We start from the raw sequence: 22,063 nt of genomic DNA, 5'->3' as shown, positions 1-22,063 counted from the left end.
CCGGGGTTGGCACCCGCTGCGATCAAATTAATATTTTTAATAATTGACATTTTTTTTTCACCCCATCGTTACTATAAACCGTAATATATTAAATATGAAAATACTATTATGTCCCGTATGCAGACACTACTTGATCACATCCATATAAAACAGGGTGACATAACCCGCGAAGCGGTTGATGCTATCGTCAATGCCGCCAATCCAAGCCTTCTTGGCGGCGGCGGTGTCGACGGCGCCATTCACCGTGCTGCAGGACCGGGTCTTCTTCAGGAATGCCGAAAGCTGGGCGGGTGCGCCCACGGAGAGGCGAGAATCACCGGCGGCCATGATCTCAGGGCCAAGCATGTCATCCACACGCCTGGTCCTGTATATAGAACCGGCAGGAGCGGGGAGCCGGAAATACTGAAAAAATCATATATGAATTCCCTACTTCTTGCAAAAGAGAATAACCTGAAATCAATATCCTTTCCTGCCATTTCAACGGGAGTTTACGGCTATCCCAAAGAAGCAGCCTGCAGGATCGCCGTGGATACCGCCCTTGAGTTCATGAAAAAATATGATTATGTGATTGAAATTTATTTTGTCCTTTTTGATAAGGAAAATGTCTCGATTTATTCTGACTATATTAACAGCTTAAAGGGCTGATGCGTACATAATACCAACAATACAGCAAAGGACACTACCATTGGATTATCTTGATTCATTAAAACTTTCGTATGATAAATTCAACTCCATCATTTGCCTTGGCCTTGATCCCGTCATTGAAGACATTCCCCTTTCGGGGGATCCTCAGTCAGTCATTGTCGCGTTCTATGAGGAAATACTGAATAAGATCCTGCAGAAAAAAATATATCCTTCAGCAGTGAAGCCCAATTATGCGTTTTATGCCCAGTATGGCATGGCGGGCATCGACGCATTATTGAAGATAATCAGTCTATTCGGTCACGAGGGTTTTCCTGTTATCCTGGATGTAAAACGGGGAGACATCGATAAAACAGCTGCAGCCTATGCGAGGGAGGCCTTTGATTTTTACAAGGCCGATGCGGTAACTCTCGCACCCTATATGGGCTTTGATTCCATCCACCCTTTTATTGAATTATTTCCTACCAAGGGATATTACGTTTTAACAAAAACATCCAACAAGAGCTCCATCGACATACAGGATCTCATGCTTGATAATGAGCCCCTCTACCTTCATGTGGCAAAAAAAATTACTGAATGGCACCAGCCCGGCCTCGGTTCAGTTGTCGGCGCCACCTATCCGGAGCAGCTGTCGCAGATAGCCCTGACCTATATCCGATCGGGAAAGGAAATCCCGCTCCTGATACCGGGCATAGGAGCCCAGGGTGGGAGCCTGGAAGAAGTTATGGGTGTTTTAAAGCAATTCCACGATATTCGCATTCACCGCATTAACTCTTCGAGCGCCATCAATTACGCCTACAAAAAGCATAAAAAGCTCCACTACGCCGAAGCGGCTGTCAAGGCCCTGAAGGAACTGAATGATGCGGTCGCGTCCTCTCTTGAATCATAGTTTTGCATCGTCATGGAAGTGTAGCACCTTAAAGGTATAGGGCATTTTGATGTAGTCATATCCGATCATCTTATAAAACGCCTCTTCCTCGGAATAATCCTCAAAGGCGATAGACTCGATTGAATCGGCGAATTTTTTCAGTTGATTCTTAACCCTCTTAAATAAGCCTCGGGCAACAAGGACATTATCTTCATAGTCATGAATTAGCGATAAAGCATTATAGTTGTCATCATGTATCTTGAATATTGGTGTTATGAATGAATATATTGATTTTGCCGCGCAATACTTCTCGTACTCATCGATGATCTGATACACCCGCAAAGTAGAACCATCTTTCCATTCATGGAATATATTGATTCTTTCCATGAACGTGTCGTTAGCGCAGTTCTGTACCGCATCAACGACCTTCGTTTCATCAAGAAGCGAGTTCTCATACACGATAATGTTATACAATTGGTTATCAGGACTCAGCTCCATCAACTCAGAGACGCCCTGGTACAGCCCCGTTTCATCATTCACCTGGATGAAAAAATCAAATACATTGGTTTCAATGCATTCCATAATACGATTAACGTACTTTAATAAATCATCGCTGGTACACGATATCCCCCTGCAATACAAGCCCTTCTCTGAACCGGTGAAATCAGGCAGCTTCCTGACGATATGGGAAAAACCGGTAGCATCCTCAAGGGACTTCGTTATGTCACGAAGGTCATCAAAGGACATTCCCCAGCCATAATTATAGTAATAGGGGGGCTTCTTCAAATAATTGATGCCGCTTCTGTCGGCGTTATCCCGAATCAGAGTGCCCGGAAGGATCATTAAAGGATATAGTTCAATATTCTCCTTGAATCCTATTTTTATCAACATGTCCGCCATGGCCAGAAAGGAATCCCTTGTATCCCCGGGAAGTCCCGGCATCAATCCGATTTTAATATCAATACCGGCATTCTTCAAATGTTTCATCCCTTCCAGTTCACAGGCGGGGCTGCTGTTTCGCCCCACTTCATTCAGGGAAGAAAGATTCATTGTCTGAAGGCCGACTTCCATGCTCCTGAATCCGGCTTTATATAATAGCTGCGCCATCTTTTTATCAACACCGCCGGCCCTCATTTCCGAATGAAGGCGTATACCATGACCGATTGTTTCCAGCAGCTCTAATTTTGTTTCAAACTGCCGTGTCGTATTCAAGGCAGGAGAGAGAATGTAGAGTTCCGAAAGGATCTTTTTCGTATAGTCATTTGTCAATGCGCCAATTAATGCATCAAAGGGGAGTTCCCGGATCAGATTGACATTCTTTGAATACAAACAGTAGCTGCATCTATAGGGGCATCCGCGGGTCAGCTCAAAAAAAGCGGACCCGTCCGCCATGGGATTGAGCCTCCTGTTGCTGAATGGCTCGACGATCTTCTCAACCGGAACCAATTCATCCGCCGGCTGTGTTGCGACCCTGTTACCGTTTATCAATGACGTATGCCTGTTGAGATCATCGTCACACAACAATTTATGAAAAAACCATTCTCCCTCTCCCGTGACAAAATAATCCACGTATTCCCTCGGCACCGTCATAGCGATAGATCCTGGATTTATTTCCGAACCGCCGAAAATGATCTGTATGGAGCCGTCCATTTCCTTCACTGCTCGGGCTATTGAGAGGCTTCGCTCAACGTTCCAGAGAAAACAGGTAAATGCAAGAATATCCGGTTTTACATTGAGTATGTATTTTACAATAATCCTGTTCGCGCAGAATTGCGTTATGACCGAGGGCACCATTTGAATATCAACATGTGCTGTCACATGCCTGATGATATATCCGGCAATGGATGCTGAGGCATATTCAATATTTCCCTGGTTGTAATCATGGGAGTGGCTTGTTAATGGAAGCTGCACAAATAGTATTCTTTTTTTCTTCATGATCAGGATTATGTCATATGATTTTTCTGCATATATTTCTAATAATTAATAGTTGAAATAATATCAACTATTAATATAGATATCAATATTTATTAAGAAAGGCAGAATAGTTGAACTATATATCGCGATATTGTAAAAATAACCGGATAGCTGCATCATTTCTATGACACTGAATCTCGATTATCTGAATCTTGAATGGAACATCCTTGTTATTGACGATAGCAAGCTTAACAGGGCCATCATCAAAAATACTCTTTCTGAACTTAACATGAAAGTTGATGAAGCTGTCGACGGCATTGACGGCCTCAACGCGCTGAAGAATAAGAAATATGATCTCATCCTTGTCGATATCATCATGCCGAAGCTGGATGGCTTCGGTTTTTTGTCAAAATTCAAGGAGATCATAGGAAACAATTTCGTCCCTGCCATCTTAATGACCGGTTCCGATGACCTCAATTCAAAAATCAAGGGTCTCCGCATCGGCGCAGACGATTTTCTATTGAAGCCTCTTAATGAAAAAGAACTGACGGCGCGGGTGCTCTCGCTCCTCCGTCTGAAAAGTGTTCACAGCGAGTTGTATGAAAAAAATCTCCAGATCAAAAAGGAGCTTGATATAGCGAAACGCATCCAGCAATTCATCATCCCGAAGGATTTTTCCCCGATACCCTATCCCGCCGTGAGCGGCTGCTACCTGCCTATTGAGGATATCGGCGGCGATTTCTATGACTGCTATTCACTCCCCAATGACAGATACGGTTTCCTTATCGCTGATGTCACCGGCCACGGCATTCCAGCCGCCCTGGTCATGTCCATGGCAAAGATGATCTTCAGCATTTACTCATCCCGCTATGATTCGCCCCACAGTTTGTTCGAATCGGTCAATGAGCAGATGAACGGTCTTCTCCTTGATACGCAGTACATAACAGCCTTCCTTGTCTTTTACGACAGCAAGGCCAAGACGATCCACTATTCCAATGCCGGCCACACCAGGGCCCTCTATTATCGCGCCTCAAAGAAGAAGGTTCACGCCCTTGACACCAAGGGCTTCTTCATCGGTCTGGCCAAGGATACATCCTATGAAGAAAAAATGCTGCCGGTGGAGCCGGGTGACAAGTTGCTCTTGTACACGGACGGCATAAGCGAGATAAAGAATTATGAGGGAGAAGAATTCGGAGAGACCCGATTGGCTAAATTTATTTCAGAAAAATTCTCGATCAAGGGTGACGGTTTCTGCAAGGCACTCCTTGATGAAGTGAAGTCCTTTTCACCCCTTGAGAACAGGGTTGATGATATAGCCTTTCTGAACATCGAGTTTTAACGATCACATGGGGATTATTGCTCTATTGTCGGTTTATTCCTATGCTTTTCAATCATGCCTCAGTCATCATATGTGATCTTCTTTTTCCGGACATGGGCGATCTTCTGCATGATCTGCTCCATGGGCGCAACATCGCCTATTCTCCCATCATGGATTGTTCTTCAACATCAGATCAGATACAGATGACCCTCTGTTTGCAATCACTCTCAAATAAAATCAGCATCCATGTCTCATTCCACAATTTTTCCACGGATGAACAGAAGATATTTCAACATAAGACCGCTGATATGATTCATGACATAACCACCACCTTCAATGTTATATGTAAAAAGCATGTTACCATCACACTTGTCCGCAATCTTCAACAAACCATTTACACATCACACTTAAAAGAAATTTCGATTTCATTTTCCGTTTTCGGAGAGGATAGGGAGATACATATTTTTTTCCCAATTGAGTTTTTTAGTTTTTTCTCAATTTCTAAATCATCTGCCGTATCGGCCCTTGACATTGAAAAAAGCGTCATTCGTTTTTTTGGCAATCCACTCTGGATGCTTCCTGAAATACATTATCTCTTCAGATCTCTGGACAGAATCGAGCTCCGTTCATTGATACATTATCTTCAAAAAAGCGGTTCCTTTACGCCATACCAGATCTTTCTTGTTATCAACGCATTCCCTGATTTAACCGGTAAGATAAAAAATACTTTATCGCAAAACTCCATCGATGATGTCATTCTCTTTAACAAAGATAACAATCTCAAGATAACAAAACGCGATATTGCAGGGGGCGTCTATTCCGTCGAAGAATCTATCTCTATGCTCATGAGAGACGGCATTGATCTCAGCTACTCCGCGGTGCTCAGAAATATTCAGCGCGTGGTACAGCTGTCTCTCGCCAGTGATCTGGCGTTGAAAAAAAATTTCCCCGCCTGGCTTTCTGAGATGCGATCTGAGGATTTGCTGCAGGCCACTATTTCATCAACCGAGGAACCTATCATAGCCGCGGCCATCGGCAGAGACATCGGTTCTATACAACCGATTCTGTCAGAAGTGATAACGCAAAGGAAACTGGACGATATTCAGAAACTGTTACATCCTTCACTGTCATATGATGACATAATGAAGGGCCGCATAGCCTTCATCTCACAGTACAGAAAACTGAAAATGAACCGTATCAAGTTACATTCGGAGCGTTTTGCTTATCTACTATCTTCCTTGACAAGCCCGACCGATTATCAATATCTATTATTGTCAGTGGGCTGGTTCACTCTATCAACAGCGATGAAAGGTATTCAAAAAAAAATCGTTTCCTCCGTGCTTCGCCATCTCCCTTTTTCAGCCGGGATACTTATCGAAGACGTCCTGAAGGGTGTTGTGAATCCAAATATTCTTCATGACGAAATGCAGATCAATAAAGCCAGAATGGTCTGTGTGGATTCGATTGTGCGGTTATATTTCGATGCCCTGATAAATATCGAATAGTGGGTCAATCATCGCAAACAAGGCTCTTGATGCTCCCTCTCGCGTAACGTGGCATAATTTTTTTAATCATCAACATCATCCTCAACTTCAGCTTCCTTTTTTTCTTTTTTCTCAGCCTTTGCTTTTTTTTCTTTATCCGGCTTTTCTTCCCCCGGCTGCTTCGGCTTGTTGCCGGTAAGCTGATCCTGTATATAGTTACCGAGTTTTTCAATCCCATCCTTGAGCTCTTCAAATTCAGCTATATTCAGTGTAATTCCTTTTTGCGTCGGTTTGTATACCAGGTCGCCGCTGCCGCTGTCGATGGCCTGATACCATATTCTCACATTGATCAGCTCACGACCCTTGAATTCCGATACCTCGATACGAATTATTTCATTGTTATTCTTTTTAATGTCTTTGATAATTACTGACATATATCCCTCCTATGCTCTCTCACTTGATTAAATTCGTCCGTCAGGATAACTTTTCCTTTAATTTATGTAATACCGAATCAGCATACAATTCATGACCCCGCTCATTGGGATACCGGCAATCTTCCAGTACATAATCCGAAATTGCTTTCCCTTTTTCTTCGATAATCCCCATCCATAATACATGGACAGGAACCATGTCGCACTGGAGATCAACAGCCACTTCACGGATCACCCGGTAGTAGATGTAGATCATTTCCATATCATAGGGATTCTCAAAAGGATGTGAGGTCAATAAGATTATTTCAGGATTGAATCTTTTTCTGGCAAGCCTGACAATCTGCACAAGGTTCTCCTTGAATTCTGACCGGTAAACCGGCTGGTACGCGTCGTCGATGCCAAAGTGAAGCACGAAGATATCAGGCTTATAGCGATCAATATCTTCAGAAAAAGTCCATACTCCCTGAAAAGAATTATCCTTTACCCGTGATCTGTTGATGATTTCAGCGTCCTGTATCTTTTCCCGGATGATATCCACATAGGACTTATCCACACCATATCCGGCGGGGATGCTGCCGCCTCGGATAAGAATCTTTTTTTGTATCAATTCTGTTACTACCAATTACCACGTTTCTTCTATTGAGCGGATGATGCAGATTCCATCTAACAGTATCCAGAAAAACTCCCTCCTTGGAGTTTTTGCCGACGCTTTTTAGCGCATCCTGCGCTGCGTCGGCATTCGGACATCCTGTCCAGCACATGTCGGTTTTACGAAGTGAATTCGTCAAACGTCACATTTTTCTCGGCCAATGTCTCGAAAAATGGCGGTACATCCATGTATCGTTTAGCAGTTTGCTGTTTTTCAGCAAACAGCTAAAATTTTTTATTCGTTATATCCTTTGGCAATAAAATAAATGATTCTGTCATAAATGAATATTATGCGGTTATTCAGCTCAAGGGTGGTATATATCTCCAGAGGCGATGCAAGGATTCTCTTTTTTATCACATGGGTCCATATGGTCCTTCTGCTGAGGGCAAGGGCTGTCAATAACTCCGGCAACGGCACACGGGCATTTAGAAGGTCTCTGCCTGTCGGAATAAAATCCGAATAATCGTTCCCCTTGATGACTCCCTGGAGGTGGTTCTGGATGGACTGAATAATTTTGCCATTAATATCCACAAGAATGTCCAGATATGGTTCCAAAACCGGAACTTTCACTGATATTTCACTGCTCCATCGATGTGTCATTTCCACGTTATCGGTATTAAGCATCTTTATCAGGACATTTGACAATAATTGCTTCTGCTCATCGGTGACCTGCGTGAAAGAGTCACGGGCATTGAGCTCAGGGTAAAGCTGCCTGAAGGAATCCACCATGGCCCAGGAGTCTTTATACAGTTTGATAAAAATAGTGATCGCCTTTTCATTGGAAGACCATGCCAGGGGGGGGAGTTCTAAAATGGGGAAAAAGCGGGCATCCGATGCGTCATCTCCCGGGCAGACCTCACCGCCCGTCACTTTCACTTCATAGGTTACGATGGCAAGGCTGCCATAAAAATAATTATCGACAGTATCCACGTCGATGAGCCTGAGGATCTCCCCTTCAACACCGGCCTCTTCCTGTAATTCCCGCAATGCAGCTTCAGTCACTTCCTCTCCGGTTTCGGCAAAACCGATGGGGAGGCACCACATTCCCTTATAGGGATCCTTTTTCCTCTGTACTAGAAGAACCTCTCTTTTATCGTTTACCACGATCGTGCAGGCAACGGGAAGGGGATTGTCATAGTAAAATATATTGCAAGAGGGACAGAAATCCCGAGATTTTCCGTCCTGTTCTTTCGTTGTCACGGGCTGCCCGCAATATGAACAGTATTGTCTTCTTTTTTTCATTGGCGTGATATCGGTTTATGGCATCTGAAAATCGCGTCATCTTTATTTAATATGATTTTACCATTCATCTTAACATAATCGAATATCTTCGTCTCAACGCAAGCGAGCACATCATCAAGTCTATCTGGCATCAATTCCATGACTTCTTTATAAATCAGGTTCTTCTTTTTGTTAATATAAAAAATGAAATCATTGACATGCTCTGCCGGAAAAACCATGGCATTGGGAAAATCCAGGCGTTCTATGCTATTAAAATATTGTCCCAGCTGATAACGGCCATCTTCCATGGAAAATGCTGAAAATAATTTATTGAGAGACGTTTCGTTCATATTATTAAAACCCACGGAATTCATACAAGCGCATATAAAATTCATTGCTTCCTGCAGCGTATTCTTGCTATGGGTTATGGCAATGAAAACTCCGTCCGGAGCCAGAATTCGTGAAATCTCCGGAATAAGATGGGGAAAAAAGTATAATGAATAACTTGTTATTATCATATCAATGGATTCTTTCGCCATTTGTTTAATTATATCTGCATTCCCTGTTATGAATTCACCTTTATATTGTATTGACGAAACAGAATGTAGAAAGGGCTCCCTATTGTTTTCCACCATGTCAATCCCTATTATCACCGCCCCATCATTAAGCCTATTTTTAAGCTTTTCAATAAAAAAGCCATAGCCGCATCCCAGTTCCAGCACTTTTTTAATATTTCCGCAATCAAGGTCTTTCAGCGCGACATCACGTATGTCCGTCTTATTCATCGAATATGTTTTGATGATATATCTTGTGAGCAGGAGATCATGAACCTGTTCATAGGTCCTTGTTATGTCATTCCGTGAATATAGCATATTTAATTAATATAGCATTTCATGGCTCGGAACAATGATTTTTGGAATTTAAGCTTTGAACAAATTCACTAGTATCTAAAAAACTGATATTCATATATTATAAACAAATTATCAAGCAGTTATCAACAATTAATCCATTTTATTAACAGGTTATCAGATATTTATTAAGAATTGTTAAATTTTTTTTTCCCAAAAATAAATATGTGAATTAATTGATTGCCAAAAATACTTTGCTTTTTTATTAACAAGACATAATATCCGATTTGTGAAAATAAAAGTCTTATCTCTATATCTCTTTTTGTTGTAGCCAATTATTCTGATAAAAATATATGAAACAGTTAAATGTTTAATAAAATTTATAATACTGAACATTAATATACTTATACACATAGTTATTAACATTTGTGGATAAATGTGGGGGTTGTTGTGCCCAGAGAATTATGGAATAACGTGCTGGAATCGCTTGAATCCAGTGTTAACAAGCAATCTTTTAATATGTGGTTGAAAGATACAGAGCCTTTGTCTATTTCTGATAATATATTGAAAATAAAAGTCATAGATGAAGTTACGAAGCGGCACATATCTGAGCAATACTCGAACCAGATTTCATTGAAATTAAAAGAAATCACCGGTCTGAATTATATTTGTGAATTTGTCACTACAAATGGCTTTTCACCTGAACAAAAAGACAAGAGCATAGGTTCACAACCTGTTAATAGTAATTCCTATTTTAAGAGAGAACAGATGTCATCAGTATCATCATTGAATCCCAAATATACCTTTGAGAACTTCGTTATAGGTCCCAATAACCAGTATGCCCATGCTGCGGCTTATTCTGTTTCACAGGCCCCGGGCACACAGGTTAACCCTCTCTTTATTTACGGATCCACGGGTCTCGGAAAAACCCATTTACTGCAGGCCATCGGCAATTATATCAATATGGAAAAGCCGTATTTAAAAGTTCTCTTTGTTACAACCGGCGATTTTGTCACGGAATTCATTAATGCGATCCGTAACCGGACCCAGGAAAGCTTTCAAATAAAATACCGGCATGTGGATATCCTGTTGATAGATGACATCCAGTTTCTGGAGAACAAGGAAGAAACGCAAAATGAGTTTTTCCAGGTATTCAATTCACTCCACGGCAACAAAAAGCAGATCGTAATATCCAGCGACAGACCTCCAAAACAGATTGCAACCCTGGCAGATCGTCTGAGGACACGGTTCGAGTGGGGTATGATTACCGACATCCAGGCGCCGAACCTGGAAACCCGCGAGGCCATTCTGAGGGATAAGGCTGAAAAAGAAAAGCTGGTCATATCCGACGAGGCTTTCAATTACATAGCCCGTCGTATTAAATCAAATATCAGGGCTCTCGAGGCCGCAGTGAGCAAGTTGAAAATGGTATCCCAGTTCAGCAGGGAGGAAATCACCATTGACCTTGTTAAACTTCATCTGAAAGAACTGTTTGACGTTGATTCGAATAAAATGGTGTCTATCAGTGATATTATCAGTAAAGTATCGGAAAAATTCAATGTCTCTCCCGATGATTTAAAATCAAAAAGCAGGCAGGGACGAATAATCCAGCCTCGTTTCATCGGCATGTACCTTGCCCGAGATCTTGCCGGAATGACACACACCGATATCGGAAAGGAATTCGGTGACAGGGATCATTCAACAGTGATCAATGCCTGCAACAAAATCATGGACGATATAAAAAACGACCCTGAATTTAAAGAGCTGATCAACGACCTTATTATCGAATTAAAAAGTTAATACAGTGTTAATAAATCTCGAATTCTCTGTTAATAAATATTCGAAAAGTCTCAAATCTCATAACCTTTGTTATTTATATCGTTTATAGTGCCTCTCTCGTTGTATTATAAAACGTTATTAACATTGTAATAATATCATAATTACTGGTATTTCCAGGGGTTATAAAGATATCAACAAAATTATGTTACTACTACTACAACTTATTAATTTATGTTATTAATTAATTGTATAAGAAGGAGCCTGTAATGGTTATAAAGATCGATAAAGAATCCCTGTTAAAATCCATAAATATTGCCGATTCTATTATTTCGACAAAAAATATCAATACGATTCTTGCCAATTGTCTTTTTAATGTTTCAAAGGATTCGATAGAATTGATATCGACCGATAATGAGATAGCTGTCCGGACAAAGGTTGATGCACAGGCGGATAAAAAAATATCCTTTGCCGCAAACGGAAAAAAATTTTCCAGCATCCTGAAAGAACTTCCCAATGATGAGCTGGCCATCACTGTCAACGAAAACCTGTCGATCAATATAACCTCAAAGTCGAAGGATGTGAAGGGCCATTATACGCTGATAGGTCTTGCTGCGGACGAATATCCGGAAATCCCGCATTTCATCGAAGAAAACTCCATTGAACTCGATCAGGGCATATTGCGGGAAATGATCAGGAAGGTCATCTATGCCGCGTCAAGTGACGCGATCAAGCCGGTGTTTAATGGCGTATTTTTTATTTCTGATTCCAAGGGCAATGTTACATCTGTATCCACTGATTCCAGGAGACTGGCCCTGATTAGCAGGACTATACAGAAGGAGATACAATTCGGCGATGGCATCATCATTCCGCTGAAAACAATACACGAGGTCTACCGTCTTCTTGAAACATCCGGCACGTGCCTGTTTTCCTATAATAATAACCAGTGCTTTTTTAAAATTTCCAATACTGAGATCATATCCAGGATCGTCGATGGCCAGTTTCCCAATTATCGCCAGGTCCTTCCCAAGGAACATATGCTTGAAATCGAGATTGAAACGAAGAAGCTCTTTGACTCAGTGAAGCGGGCCATGATTTTCACAAGGGAACCGGCCAATAAAATAATTGTCAATGTTTCAAATAATAAAATGGTTATCCAGTCGAGCACGCCGGAGCTGGGAGAAGCGGAAGAAGAGATAGCGGTGAAAACCAGCAAGGATGAAAAGATTTCCATCGGTATAAACGCGCAGTTTCTCATTGATGCGCTCAAAGAGGTTGATTCTGAATATATCAAGTGCGGTATAACGGGACAGATGAGCCCTGTCACCATTACGCCTCTACAGGACAGCAACTATATATCAATAATAATGCCGATTCAGATCAAATCATCTCAAACTGATTAATATCGATCTCTGATGATTTCATATCAATATGTTACTAATAATGTTGAATGATATATGTATGTACGGGAGCTGACAGCAAAGAACTTTAGAAATTATGATACCTTGAATATCTCGTTTGCGCCAGGGATAAATTTTATCATAGGCAATAATGGTGTCGGAAAAACGAATATCCTTGAGGCCCTTTCCATTGCATCAAATATAAAGACATTCAGAAATATTCACGATTCAGAAATAATAAAATGGAATGAGAATGCCTATCATTGTTCGGTTGTTGTTGGTGATTCAGATGATCGCATATTTGAGGTTGGATGCACCGCTGGTCAGGATGCGGTAAAAAAGCGCCTGAAAATAGACGGCAAGGAGATAAAAACGGCCGGCGGTTATTACGGGAGATTTCTCACCGTTGTCCTTTCTCCCGGCGATATCAACATTATCAATGGAGCTCCTGAATCACGGCGGAGGTTCTTTGACAGCGTCATTTCAAAGATCGATGTGACATATTTTGACGCCCTCAATGAATTTAAAAAAGTCCTTGCTTCGCGCAATAGAATATTAAAAGAGATCAAGTTCAACACCATAGCAAAAAATCAGCTGGATGTATGGGATGCGCTTTTCAGTGAAAAGTCGAGTATCATTACAAGTAAACGCCATGCATTTATTGAAAAATTTAACGCTGTTTTTCGCCAATTTTATGTTAATATTGCCGAGAGCGATGATCCGCCGTTCATAGCCTATGACTGCACAACGGGAAAGAATGATGCCGCTGCAATTCTTCAGCAGCTGCATGACGCGCGGTCCCGTGATTGTATCCTCGGATCCACCGGCCTGGGCCCGCAGAGAGACGACTTTATCCTTGAAAATAAGGGCGGGAATCGTTTCATACATTATGCGTCCCAGGGGCAAAGGAGAACGGCGGCCGTCACACTGAAAATCGCCGAGTGCATCTTGATAGAGGAAGTTATGGGAAAAAAATCGGTTATCCTTGTCGATGATATTTTCTCAGAACTGGATGAGCGAAGGCGATCAAAGATGATCGATATTCTTCGACGCGGGAATCAGATTATTTTCACCATGGTGCATTTTAATCCAGAGCAATTGGATAAGTTTGGAGAGTATAAGGGATACACCGTTGGACCCAATGGTCTGATCAAGGAATTTTGATTATTCTAATCATCGTATTTTTTATCGCACGGGAAAAGCGCTTTATATGAAATTCAGGATACGGGACAAGAGAAAAAACGGCATTAATTCATTTGAAAACATCCTTCCTGACATAATTCATGAATTTGAATTAGAAAAATCGTTTACAATTGAAGAATTAGTAACACAATGGTACTCTATTGTTGGAGACATAATATCAACCCATAGTAAACCGGACCGTATATACAAGAACATCCTGTTTGTGACGGCTGATCATTCTGTGTATGCCAACGAGATAATCATGATGAAGGATATGCTCCTGAACAAGTTGCACGAACAATTTTTCTTTCATGCCATCCGGGATATCAAGGTGGAAATTAAATCGATACGATGGTAAGGCTGTTCCGCATGTTTATTCATATCGGAAATAACATTTGCGTTTCAGATAAAATCCTGATGGGAATTTTTAACCGGGACACATTAATTCTGTCCCATGATAATGAGTATATCACCAGCAGGGTCGGCAGCGATGATAAAACGATTGCCGTTGATCGTAACAATACAATAATGTCCAGCAATGTCAGTCCTTTTACCGTGATCAAACGTACATCCCTGGAAGAAGATTTCGTATGGAGAAGAACCAATGACCAAGAATTATAATGCTGATAAAATACAGGTCCTGGAAGGCCTTGAAGCGGTTCGTAAGCGACCTGCCATGTATATCGGCTCAACCGATGGATACGGTCTTCACCATCTGGTGTATGAAGTAGTTGATAACTCTATCGACGAAGCCCTGGCCGGTTTCTGTGATTCCATTACCGTGGTTATTCGCCAGGATAATTCAGTGGAGGTCGTTGATAACGGACGCGGCATACCCGTTGATCCCCACCCAACCATGAAAGTATCAGCCCTTGAAGTGGTGTTAACAAAGCTTCATGCGGGCGGCAAGTTTGATAATGACTCGTACAAGGTTTCAGGCGGTCTCCATGGTGTCGGGGTTTCGGTGGTCAACGCCCTATCTAAAGAGCTCACTGTTGAGGTATCCAGGGACGGTAAACGATATACCCAGTCTTATAAGCGGGGGGTCCCGACAGCAAAAGTGAAGGGTGTTGGAGAATCCAACAAAACGGGCACCCGGGTTATATTTTTACCTGATGATCAGATTTTTGAAACAACGGAATTCAATTTCGATACCTTATCGAAACGGATGCGTGAATTGGCGTTCCTTAATGGTGGTATAAAGATTACGCTGCGAGATGAACGCAAGAAAGGAAAGGAGCATGTTTTTCAGTTCAAAGGCGGCATTGTTTCCTTTGTCCAGTATTTGAACGAGTCTAAAACCCCAATCATTAAAAAGCCGATATACCTGCACACGGTAAAGGGGAATGTGGATGTAGAGGTTGCCCTTGAATACATCGACACCTACACTGAAACGGTTTTTACCTATGCCAATAACATTAACACCCGCGAGGGCGGGACACACCTGGTCGGTTTCAAATCCGGTTTGACGAGGGTCATCAACGATTACATGAAAAAGGAGATCAAGGGTGATAAGAATGTGACCCAGCTCAGCGGCGACGATGTACGCGAGGGTCTGGTAGCCATCGTAAGCGTGAAACTGCCCAATCCCCAGTTTGAAGGGCAGACCAAAATGAAGCTTGGCAATGGTGAGATCAAGGGACTGGTCGAGTCCATTGTCAATGAAAATCTGAGTCTTCACTTTGAGGAGAACCCACAGGATGCGAAAAAAATCATAGAGAAATGTATGCAGAGCGCGCGCGCCCGTCTTGCGGCAAAGAAAGCCCGCGATCTGACCAGGCGTAAAAGCGCCCTGGAAAATGACACGCTTCCCGGCAAGCTGGCTGATTGTTCCGAGCGAGAAGCGTCACAATGCGAGCTGTATCTGGTCGAGGGCGATTCCGCCGGCGGTTCGGCCAAGCAGGGCCGTGACCGAAACTTCCAGGCGATTCTTCCCCTGAGGGGAAAAATTCTTAACGTGGAGAAATCGAGGCTTGACAAGATCCTTTCCAACGAGGAGATCAGGACGATCATTACGGCAATCGGAACCGGTATCGGGGAGGATGAATTCAGCATTGATAAGGCCAGGTATCATAAAATCGTCATCATGACCGACGCGGATGTTGACGGTGCACACATCAAGACTTTGCTTCTGACATTTTTTTTCCGGTACATGCCGGAGGTTATCAAACAGGGATATTTATATGTCGCCAAGCCTCCTCTATACAATATCAAGATCAGCAAGGAATCATATTACGCGTATAACGATGATGAACGCGATAAGATTATAAAAGGCCATGATAAATCAAAGGTGACAGTACAGCGGTATAAAGGCCTTGGCGAAATGAACCCTGAACAGCTCTGGGAAACGACAATGGATCCCCAGAAACGAACGCTTATGCAGGTGTGCATTGATGACGAGGTGGAGGCTGAAGAGGCTTTTTCCATTCTTATGGGTGACGCCGTTGAGCCTCGGCGGAAATTCATCGAAGAGAACGCAAAGAATGTTCAGAACCTGGATCTGTAGGATCCAGGCGGTATTGCCGTTCAGATGAGAGCGGAAACCGATTGATATAATTACATGCGGAGTGTAGCGACGTGCCAAAGAAAAAATCTGAAGGCGGCGAATTATTCAAGGAGAATATCGTCGCAGTTGAAATAGAAGACCAGATGCGAAATTCCTATCTCGACTATGCCATGAGCGTCATAGTCGGCCGTGCCCTGCCGGATGTCCGGGACGGACTCAAGCCGGTCCACCGGAGGATACTCCACGCAATGAACGAACGGGCCTGGCGGAGTGACCGTCCCTATGTCAAGTCCGCCAAGATAGTCGGTGAAGTTCTCGGTAATTACCACCCCCATGGGGACATTGCCGTGTATGATACCATGGTTCGCATGGCGCAGGATTTTTCAATGCGCCTCCCGATCATCGACGGCCAGGGAAACTTCGGCTCCGTTGACGGCGATCCTGCTGCAGCGTACCGGTATACGGAGGCTCGCCTCAATAAGATCGCCGAGGAATTATTAAAAGATATCGACAAGGAAACGGTAGATTTTAATCCCAACTTCGATGAAACAAAGAAGGAACCGCAGGTACTGCCGGCTTCATTCCCCAACCTTCTCGTCAATGGCTCGGAAGGCATCGCGGTAGGCATGGCGACCAAGATTCCGCCCCATAATCTCGGCGAGGTGGTCGATGCCACCATTGCTCTCATAGATGATCCTTCACTCAGCGTTAAACAGCTCATGAAGCACATCCAGGGTCCGGATTTTCCCACCGGAGCCACCATCATGGGCACTGACGGTATTTTCAAGGCCTTTACCACAGGACGCGGCAGCATCATGGTACGGGGCAAGGTGGATATTGAGGAAAACAAGAAAGGCCGTGAAAATATCATCATAACCGAGATCCCCTACCAGGTAAACAAGGCGGTTTTTATCAGCCGTATAGCCGAACTGGTCAATGAAAAAGTAATAGAAGGGATAGGAGAGCTCAGGGATGAATCGAATCGGAAGGGAATGAGGATCGTCATTGGACTGAAGAAAGATGCCAATACCAGCATTATCATCAACCAATTGTACAAGCATACGGCCCTGCAGACATCATTCGGCGTCATCATGCTGGCCCTGGTGGACAACGTTCCCCGTATCCTTGATCTGAAAGGTATCATCAGCAATTATATAGGACACCGGAAGGAAGTCGTTATCAGACGAACCCGGTTCGAGCTGAAAAAGGCCGAGGAGCGGGCCCATATACTGGAAGGCCTGAAAATCGCCCTGGATAACATCGACGAAGTCATTAAAATTATCCGCGGGTCCAAGGATCCGGATGAGGCGGCCAAAAAGCTCATCAAGCGCTTTTCATTGTCGGAGATACAGGCCAAGGCCATTCTGGACATGCGCCTGCAGCGACTCACCAGCCTTGAAGTTCACAAGATCGTTGAAGAGTTGAACGCACTCCTCAAGCTCATCAAGGAGCTCAAGGCGATCCTCAAGAGCGAAGCCAAGATATTTGAGATCATTAAAAAAGAGCTCCTGGAAGTAAAACAAAAGTACGGTGACAAGCGGAGAACGGAGATCATGAAGGGTGGAGAAACTTCCACCGATTTCGATGTGGAGGATCTCATCGCCGACGAGGATATGGTCATTACCATAACCAATGACGGGTTTATCAGACGGCTCCCGGTGGACACTTTCAAAAAACAACGCCGGGGCGGCAAGGGCGTCAGCGCCATCACCTCCAAGCGGGAAGATTTCATCAAGATGATGACCATCGCATCGACCCATGATGTCATATTCCTTTTCTCGAATAAAGGGAAGATATTCGCCCTGAAAGCCTATGAGATACCCCTGGCGTCAAAAACGAGCCGCGGCAAATCGCTGAAGGGGATCATCAACCTGTCTACCGAAGAGAATATCACCGCCATATGCTCGATCGATAATTTTGAAAGCGAGAAATATCTCTGCATGGTGACCAAGTTTGGTATCCTGAAAAAGACCGACCTGAACGTGTTCCAGAACGCCAAGAAGGGCGGCATCATCGCGCTGAATTTGAAGAAGAACGATGAACTGGTGGACGTCAAGGTCGTCGACAAGGGTGATGACATCGTCATTGCGTCCCGGGGCGGCAGTCTCCTCAGGACGAACCTTATGAAGATGAGGTCCATGGGTCGCAACGCCGCCGGCATCATCGGCATGCGCCTCGGTAAGGACGACGTGATCATGGGCATTGACATGGTAAAGAAGAACTCGACACTCTTTGTCATTACGGAAAAGGGATACGGCAAGAGGGTCGATTACAAGAATTTTGCCAATAAGGGCCGCGGCGGCAAGGGCATGGCCTATGTCAAGGTCACCGATAAGAACGGCTCGGCCAACGGGGTTAAATCAGTGTTTGACAGCGATGAAATAATCATCACGTCGAAAAACGGCATGGCCATCCGGCTTCTGGCAGAGGATGTTTCGATACAGGGACGGGCGACCGTCGGCGTCAAGCTGCTTGATCTGGGCGATGACGATTTCGTGACTGATTTTGCTGCTATCAGCGAATAGAGCTGAAGGGGTCATGGACAGCGTGATACCCGCAAGGGAGCTCTTCGGCTATTTGAATTTTTCCTGGAACATTTCCTTGTTGAGGATGATGTAGGTGTAGCCCTGTTCAGTCAGAAAGAGCTGCCTGTTGTGGGCGAATTTTTCTTCAACTGAATTGGATGTAATTATCGTATAGAAGAAGGCCTTGTTATCACCCTTCTTGGGCCGCAGGATCCTTCCCAGGCGCTGCGCCTCTTCCTGCCGCGAACCGAAGGTCCCCGATATCTGTATGGCGACATTGGCATCGGGAAGATCGATGGAGAAGTTTGCGACCTTCGATACTACCAGTATTTTTATGGTCTCTTCCTTGAACAGGCGGTACAGTTCTTCGCGTTCAGTTATGGAGGTGCTTCCGGTAATCATCGGGTAGTTGAAATGATCGGCTATTTCTTTCAGCTGGGATATGTATTGCCCGATAATGAGTATGTTTGAATTGCCATGGTGCTCGATGATGGTTCCCACGATCTTGTTCTTTTCATGGTTCTCAGAGGCAATCCTGAATTTTTCCCGGTCCTTGGCCAGGGAATACTTCATCCTCAGATCTTCCGGGAGGTCGATCCTGACTTCCGTGCAGAGTGCCTTGGCGATCCAGTTTGATTTTTCCAGGGTCTTCCAGGGCATGTCAAATTTCTTCGGGCCGATGAGACTGAACACATCCGCTTCCATGCCGTCTTCGCGGATAAGGGTTGCGGTGAGTCCCAGGCGCCGTTTAGACTGGATTTCCGATGTCATTCTGAATACCGGCGCCGGCAGCAGATGCACTTCATCATAGATGATAAGGCCCCAGTTTTTCGAATTAAACAGGTCGAAATGCAGGAAGGGACCGTTTTTGTCCTTCCGATAGGTGAGGATATTGTACGTTGCTATGGTGATGGGCCTGATCTCTTTCTTTTCACCGGAAAATTCGCCGATCTGTTCCGGATCGAGATGCGTCTTGTCGAGGAGCTCCTCCTTCCATTGGCGGAGTGCGATGGTGTTGGTGACCAGTATCAGGGTTTCGGTCGAAAGCAGGTTCATGATGGCAATGCCGACAATGGTTTTACCGGCGCCGCAGGGCAGAACAACGATGCCGCTGCCTCCCTCGGGACCGCCCCCCCGGTAGAATGCATTGACAGAGCTCTGCTGGTAATCGCGTATGTTAAAGGGCTGTCCCTTCGAAGATACATCTTTCATCCGGATGTCGCAGGGATCGCCGTCCTCGTATCCTGCAAGGTCCTCAACGGGAAAGCCTATTTTTATCAGCGCCTGCTTGATGTGGCCGCGGAAGTTCTTCCTGATTTTTATCTCGTTCTCGTTGAGGCGGGCGTCTATATATTGCTGAATTTTTTTCGTGTTGCAGATTTCATTCAGGAGTATGGCGTCGCTGGATATCAGAAAGATGTCGTTATCCCGCGGTACCAGCTTGAGGAGGCCGTAGCGACGCATCTGGTCCTTGATGGTGGTATTGACGATCTCGGGTATTTCGTAGCGTGAATACTGCTTCAATATTCCAAGAATATCCAGATAGGTCAGGCCCGATGCAGCGGCGTTCCACAGGGAAAGGGGGGAAACCTTGTAGGTATGGATGTGCTCGGGGCTTTTTACCAGCTCGGAAAATTGTGCAATTGAATCTCGGGCGTTTTCAAAATTAGGATTATCCACTTCCAGAAGAAGGGTGTTGTCGCTTTGAATAATAACGGGCTTGGACATGAATGTTTCTGATCACCTCACGCAGCATGAATACTGATGCTGCTATATTATAACACTCCTTTAAACAAATGTGACAATGCTTAAAAGAATCAATTTGTACTACTGATAGTCGTATATTTGTCAATCTATAAATTGCGGGGCATGGAAAAATATTTAAGATGTTTTGATCGCCCCGCGCAAAACATTATGCGTCAAAATATACCGTGGCTTGCTGAGGGGTATTTTATCAGGAGCGCAGCCATGGGGTTGAAGGAATGAAAAAAATCGAATGATCTCTCGATGACGGTAGCAATATCACTCAATTGATGCTTTAGTGCTCGGTATTATCCTTTTTTGGATAGAGAATTTTTTCTGTTTCCATGAGCGCAAGAAAAAGACCCATCGGATCATCATAGATGGTCAACTCCTCGCCAAATCCTCTGCCTGACTGTGCTGGAATCTCAATAATGGAAAGACCGAAATAGTGCGCCTGAATCCAGAGCTGAAGCAGGAGGCAATGATTGAATTCAGTAAGCTCCATATTCTTCAATACGCTGGTCCGTATGGCGAGAATTCCCGAGAGGGGGTCGGTTATATCAAAACCGGTTATCTCCCTGATCTGTGATGAAAGATCTGATGTTATTGAAATGAATTCGGGCGGTATATCCTGAAAACTGAAATTTTCAAGGATCCTGCTGCCGGTGACAATATCATAGCCGTAGTTGATGTTCTCCATGAGCTCGGTTATTTCTTCTTTAAACTTACTATTTTCGATTTTGAGCATGATTATTGTTTCATAATTCATGTCACGGGCATATTCATATCCTGTTATAATAGAAGCGCCTATGCCCAGGTTCAGTTCATGCTTGATATATCTAAGCCACTTCTCATCCTTGATTATTTCATAGGTGTTGTCGGTAGAACCGTCATCAACCAAGAGAACGTCATGGTTGAGCTCTTCAAGAAGAGACAGGCTTTTCTTTATCTGAGAACCCTGGTTATACACAGGGATGATTATAAGCAATGACGAGTCCATAGATTGCCGTTAATAAATATGCTATCAAATACATCTTGAAATTCCATGGAAGCCCTTAGCCTGTCAATTCATTTGCAGATTATTATATTAATATGCTGAAGTAATAAATTGTTGACGAAGGATTACGTTCATATGATAGTATTGTCTAAATTCATCCCGGCATGACGTATAATAACAATCAGGAAAGAAATGGATCTAAATTATCGGTTTTATGAGCAACAAGGGTTTGGAATATTCGAGTTTTTGCATGATAAGCTGATAAATGATGACTCGAGCGAGACAATTGAGACTATAAAATCGTTAATAACCAAGAAACATGTCCAAAATTTCATTCTTGATCTGACAAAGGTCACGGTTATCGATTCAGTGGGAATCGGATATTTAATTGCAATAAAAAATGCCGCAGGAAAGAAGGGAATAATTATCCATCTTGTAAGTGATAATACATTCGTATTAAAGGTATTCAGCATTACTAGGGTTGACACGTTTTTCAGGATTTTCCGAAATTTGGCTGACGCGCTTGCATCAGTCTGAATTGTATTAAAACAACTGTCGT

Annotated in this window: 18 protein-coding genes; 11 read left to right on the top strand and 7 right to left on the bottom strand. The window is 43.6% G+C overall.

The window, feature by feature from the left end; genetic code table 11:
- Positions 1-108 precede the first annotated feature (108 nt).
- Entirely contained in the window at positions 109-645 is a 537-nt protein-coding gene (locus tag KA369_02550) for an O-acetyl-ADP-ribose deacetylase (GenBank protein ID MBP7734831.1), read from the top strand.
- Positions 646-685: 40 nt separating this feature from the next.
- A complete protein-coding gene (pyrF, locus tag KA369_02545) occupies positions 686-1,531 on the top strand; it encodes an orotidine-5'-phosphate decarboxylase (GenBank protein ID MBP7734830.1) in 846 nt (281 codons plus the stop codon).
- On the opposite strand, the gene KA369_02540 is transcribed toward pyrF, so the two are convergent.
- Positions 1,526-3,445, bottom strand: a complete 1,920-nt coding sequence (locus KA369_02540; protein ID MBP7734829.1) for a radical SAM protein — start codon at positions 3,443-3,445, stop codon at positions 1,526-1,528. The two genes, pyrF and KA369_02540, sit on opposite strands and share 6 nt — an antisense overlap.
- Positions 3,446-3,608: 163 nt before the next feature.
- Here KA369_02540 and KA369_02535 point away from each other — a divergent pair, with 163 nt between their 5' ends.
- Together KA369_02535 and KA369_02530 are read left to right on the top strand one after the other, a co-directional pair.
- Positions 3,609-4,763 carry a SpoIIE family protein phosphatase gene (locus KA369_02535; GenBank protein MBP7734828.1) on the top strand — a complete coding sequence of 385 codons (1,155 nt, stop codon included), beginning with the start codon at positions 3,609-3,611 and terminating at the stop codon, positions 4,761-4,763.
- A 92-nt stretch (positions 4,764-4,855) separates the two neighbouring features.
- Positions 4,856-6,247, top strand: a complete 1,392-nt coding sequence (locus KA369_02530) for a hypothetical protein (protein ID MBP7734827.1) — start codon at positions 4,856-4,858, stop codon at positions 6,245-6,247.
- 62 nt (positions 6,248-6,309) lie between these two features.
- Here the strand turns inward: KA369_02530 and KA369_02525 are convergent, their stop codons facing one another.
- The 4 genes from KA369_02525 to KA369_02510 all read right to left on the bottom strand — a co-directional run bounded on the left by KA369_02525 (position 6,310) and on the right by KA369_02510 (position 9,312).
- Complete coding sequence (locus tag KA369_02525; protein ID MBP7734826.1) at positions 6,310-6,660, bottom strand: transcriptional coactivator p15/PC4 family protein; 351 nt, start codon at positions 6,658-6,660, stop codon at positions 6,310-6,312.
- A gap of 40 nt (positions 6,661-6,700) precedes the next feature.
- Positions 6,701-7,210 (bottom strand): SGNH/GDSL hydrolase family protein, encoded by a 510-nt coding sequence (locus KA369_02520; GenBank protein MBP7734825.1) that lies wholly within the window; start codon positions 7,208-7,210, stop codon positions 6,701-6,703.
- Between the two features lie 330 nt (positions 7,211-7,540).
- On the bottom strand, positions 7,541-8,548 hold the full coding sequence (locus KA369_02515) for an NUDIX hydrolase (protein ID MBP7734824.1): 1,008 nt from the start codon (positions 8,546-8,548) through the stop codon (positions 7,541-7,543).
- Positions 8,545-9,312 carry a class I SAM-dependent methyltransferase gene (locus KA369_02510; protein MBP7734823.1) on the bottom strand — a complete coding sequence of 256 codons (768 nt, stop codon included), beginning with the start codon at positions 9,310-9,312 and terminating at the stop codon, positions 8,545-8,547. The genes KA369_02515 and KA369_02510 overlap by 4 nt, the downstream gene beginning before the upstream one ends.
- A gap of 513 nt (positions 9,313-9,825) precedes the next feature.
- Here KA369_02510 and dnaA point away from each other — a divergent pair.
- From dnaA to gyrA, 6 genes are all read left to right on the top strand, one after another.
- On the top strand, positions 9,826-11,175 hold the full coding sequence (gene dnaA / locus KA369_02505; GenBank protein MBP7734822.1) for a chromosomal replication initiator protein DnaA: 1,350 nt from the start codon (positions 9,826-9,828) through the stop codon (positions 11,173-11,175).
- Between the two features lie 245 nt (positions 11,176-11,420).
- Positions 11,421-12,554 carry a DNA polymerase III subunit beta gene (gene dnaN, locus KA369_02500; protein ID MBP7734821.1) on the top strand — a complete coding sequence of 378 codons (1,134 nt, stop codon included), beginning with the start codon at positions 11,421-11,423 and terminating at the stop codon, positions 12,552-12,554.
- Between the two features lie 54 nt (positions 12,555-12,608).
- Positions 12,609-13,715 (top strand): DNA replication and repair protein RecF, encoded by a 1,107-nt coding sequence (gene recF, locus KA369_02495; GenBank protein ID MBP7734820.1) that lies wholly within the window; start codon positions 12,609-12,611, stop codon positions 13,713-13,715.
- A 46-nt stretch (positions 13,716-13,761) separates the two neighbouring features.
- Positions 13,762-14,091, top strand: coding sequence for a DUF721 domain-containing protein (locus KA369_02490; protein ID MBP7734819.1), 330 nt, complete (start codon positions 13,762-13,764; stop codon positions 14,089-14,091).
- Positions 14,092-14,337: 246 nt separating this feature from the next.
- On the top strand, positions 14,338-16,239 hold the full coding sequence (gyrB, locus tag KA369_02485; GenBank protein MBP7734818.1) for a DNA topoisomerase (ATP-hydrolyzing) subunit B: 1,902 nt from the start codon (positions 14,338-14,340) through the stop codon (positions 16,237-16,239).
- A 143-nt stretch (positions 16,240-16,382) separates the two neighbouring features.
- Entirely contained in the window at positions 16,383-18,764 is a 2,382-nt protein-coding gene (gene gyrA, locus KA369_02480) for a DNA gyrase subunit A (protein ID MBP7734817.1), read from the top strand.
- A 48-nt stretch (positions 18,765-18,812) separates the two neighbouring features.
- Here gyrA and KA369_02475 read toward each other — a convergent pair whose 3' ends face one another.
- Together KA369_02475 and KA369_02470 are read right to left on the bottom strand one after the other, a co-directional pair.
- On the bottom strand, positions 18,813-20,492 hold the full coding sequence (locus KA369_02475) for a DEAD/DEAH box helicase (GenBank protein MBP7734816.1): 1,680 nt from the start codon (positions 20,490-20,492) through the stop codon (positions 18,813-18,815).
- A 310-nt stretch (positions 20,493-20,802) separates the two neighbouring features.
- A complete protein-coding gene (locus tag KA369_02470; protein MBP7734815.1) occupies positions 20,803-21,495 on the bottom strand; it encodes a glycosyltransferase family 2 protein in 693 nt (230 codons plus the stop codon).
- A 201-nt stretch (positions 21,496-21,696) separates the two neighbouring features.
- On the opposite strand from KA369_02470, the gene KA369_02465 reads away from it, so the two are divergent.
- Positions 21,697-22,041 carry an STAS domain-containing protein gene (locus tag KA369_02465; protein MBP7734814.1) on the top strand — a complete coding sequence of 115 codons (345 nt, stop codon included), beginning with the start codon at positions 21,697-21,699 and terminating at the stop codon, positions 22,039-22,041.
- Positions 22,042-22,063 lie beyond the last annotated feature (22 nt).

It is taken from the genome of Spirochaetota bacterium (assembly GCA_017999915.1).
Classification (GTDB): Bacteria; Spirochaetota; UBA4802; order UBA4802; family UBA5550; genus RBG-16-49-21.
This window is presented reverse-complemented; position numbering and strand designations above follow the sequence as displayed.

What these genes read in the sequence shown, in the direction of transcription:
- KA369_02550 (MBP7734831.1), top strand. Translation starts at nt 109, where the DNA reads ATGTCCCGTATGCAGACACTACTTGATCACATCCATATAAAACAGGGT.
- KA369_02540 (MBP7734829.1), bottom strand. Translation starts at nt 3,445, where the DNA reads ATGAAGAAAAAAAGAATACTATTTGTGCAGCTTCCATTAACAAGCCAC.
- KA369_02535 (MBP7734828.1), top strand. Translation starts at nt 3,609, where the DNA reads ATGACACTGAATCTCGATTATCTGAATCTTGAATGGAACATCCTTGTT.
- KA369_02530 (MBP7734827.1), top strand. Translation starts at nt 4,856, where the DNA reads ATGGGCGATCTTCTGCATGATCTGCTCCATGGGCGCAACATCGCCTAT.
- KA369_02525 (MBP7734826.1), bottom strand. Translation starts at nt 6,660, where the DNA reads ATGTCAGTAATTATCAAAGACATTAAAAAGAATAACAATGAAATAATT.
- KA369_02515 (MBP7734824.1), bottom strand. Translation starts at nt 8,548, where the DNA reads ATGAAAAAAAGAAGACAATACTGTTCATATTGCGGGCAGCCCGTGACA.
- KA369_02510 (MBP7734823.1), bottom strand. Translation starts at nt 9,312, where the DNA reads ATGAATAAGACGGACATACGTGATGTCGCGCTGAAAGACCTTGATTGC.
- dnaN (MBP7734821.1), top strand. Translation starts at nt 11,421, where the DNA reads ATGGTTATAAAGATCGATAAAGAATCCCTGTTAAAATCCATAAATATT.
- recF (MBP7734820.1), top strand. Translation starts at nt 12,609, where the DNA reads ATGTATGTACGGGAGCTGACAGCAAAGAACTTTAGAAATTATGATACC.
- KA369_02490 (MBP7734819.1), top strand. Translation starts at nt 13,762, where the DNA reads ATGAAATTCAGGATACGGGACAAGAGAAAAAACGGCATTAATTCATTT.
- gyrB (MBP7734818.1), top strand. Translation starts at nt 14,338, where the DNA reads ATGACCAAGAATTATAATGCTGATAAAATACAGGTCCTGGAAGGCCTT.
- gyrA (MBP7734817.1), top strand. Translation starts at nt 16,383, where the DNA reads ATGCGAAATTCCTATCTCGACTATGCCATGAGCGTCATAGTCGGCCGT.
- KA369_02475 (MBP7734816.1), bottom strand. Translation starts at nt 20,492, where the DNA reads ATGTCCAAGCCCGTTATTATTCAAAGCGACAACACCCTTCTTCTGGAA.
- KA369_02465 (MBP7734814.1), top strand. Translation starts at nt 21,697, where the DNA reads ATGGATCTAAATTATCGGTTTTATGAGCAACAAGGGTTTGGAATATTC.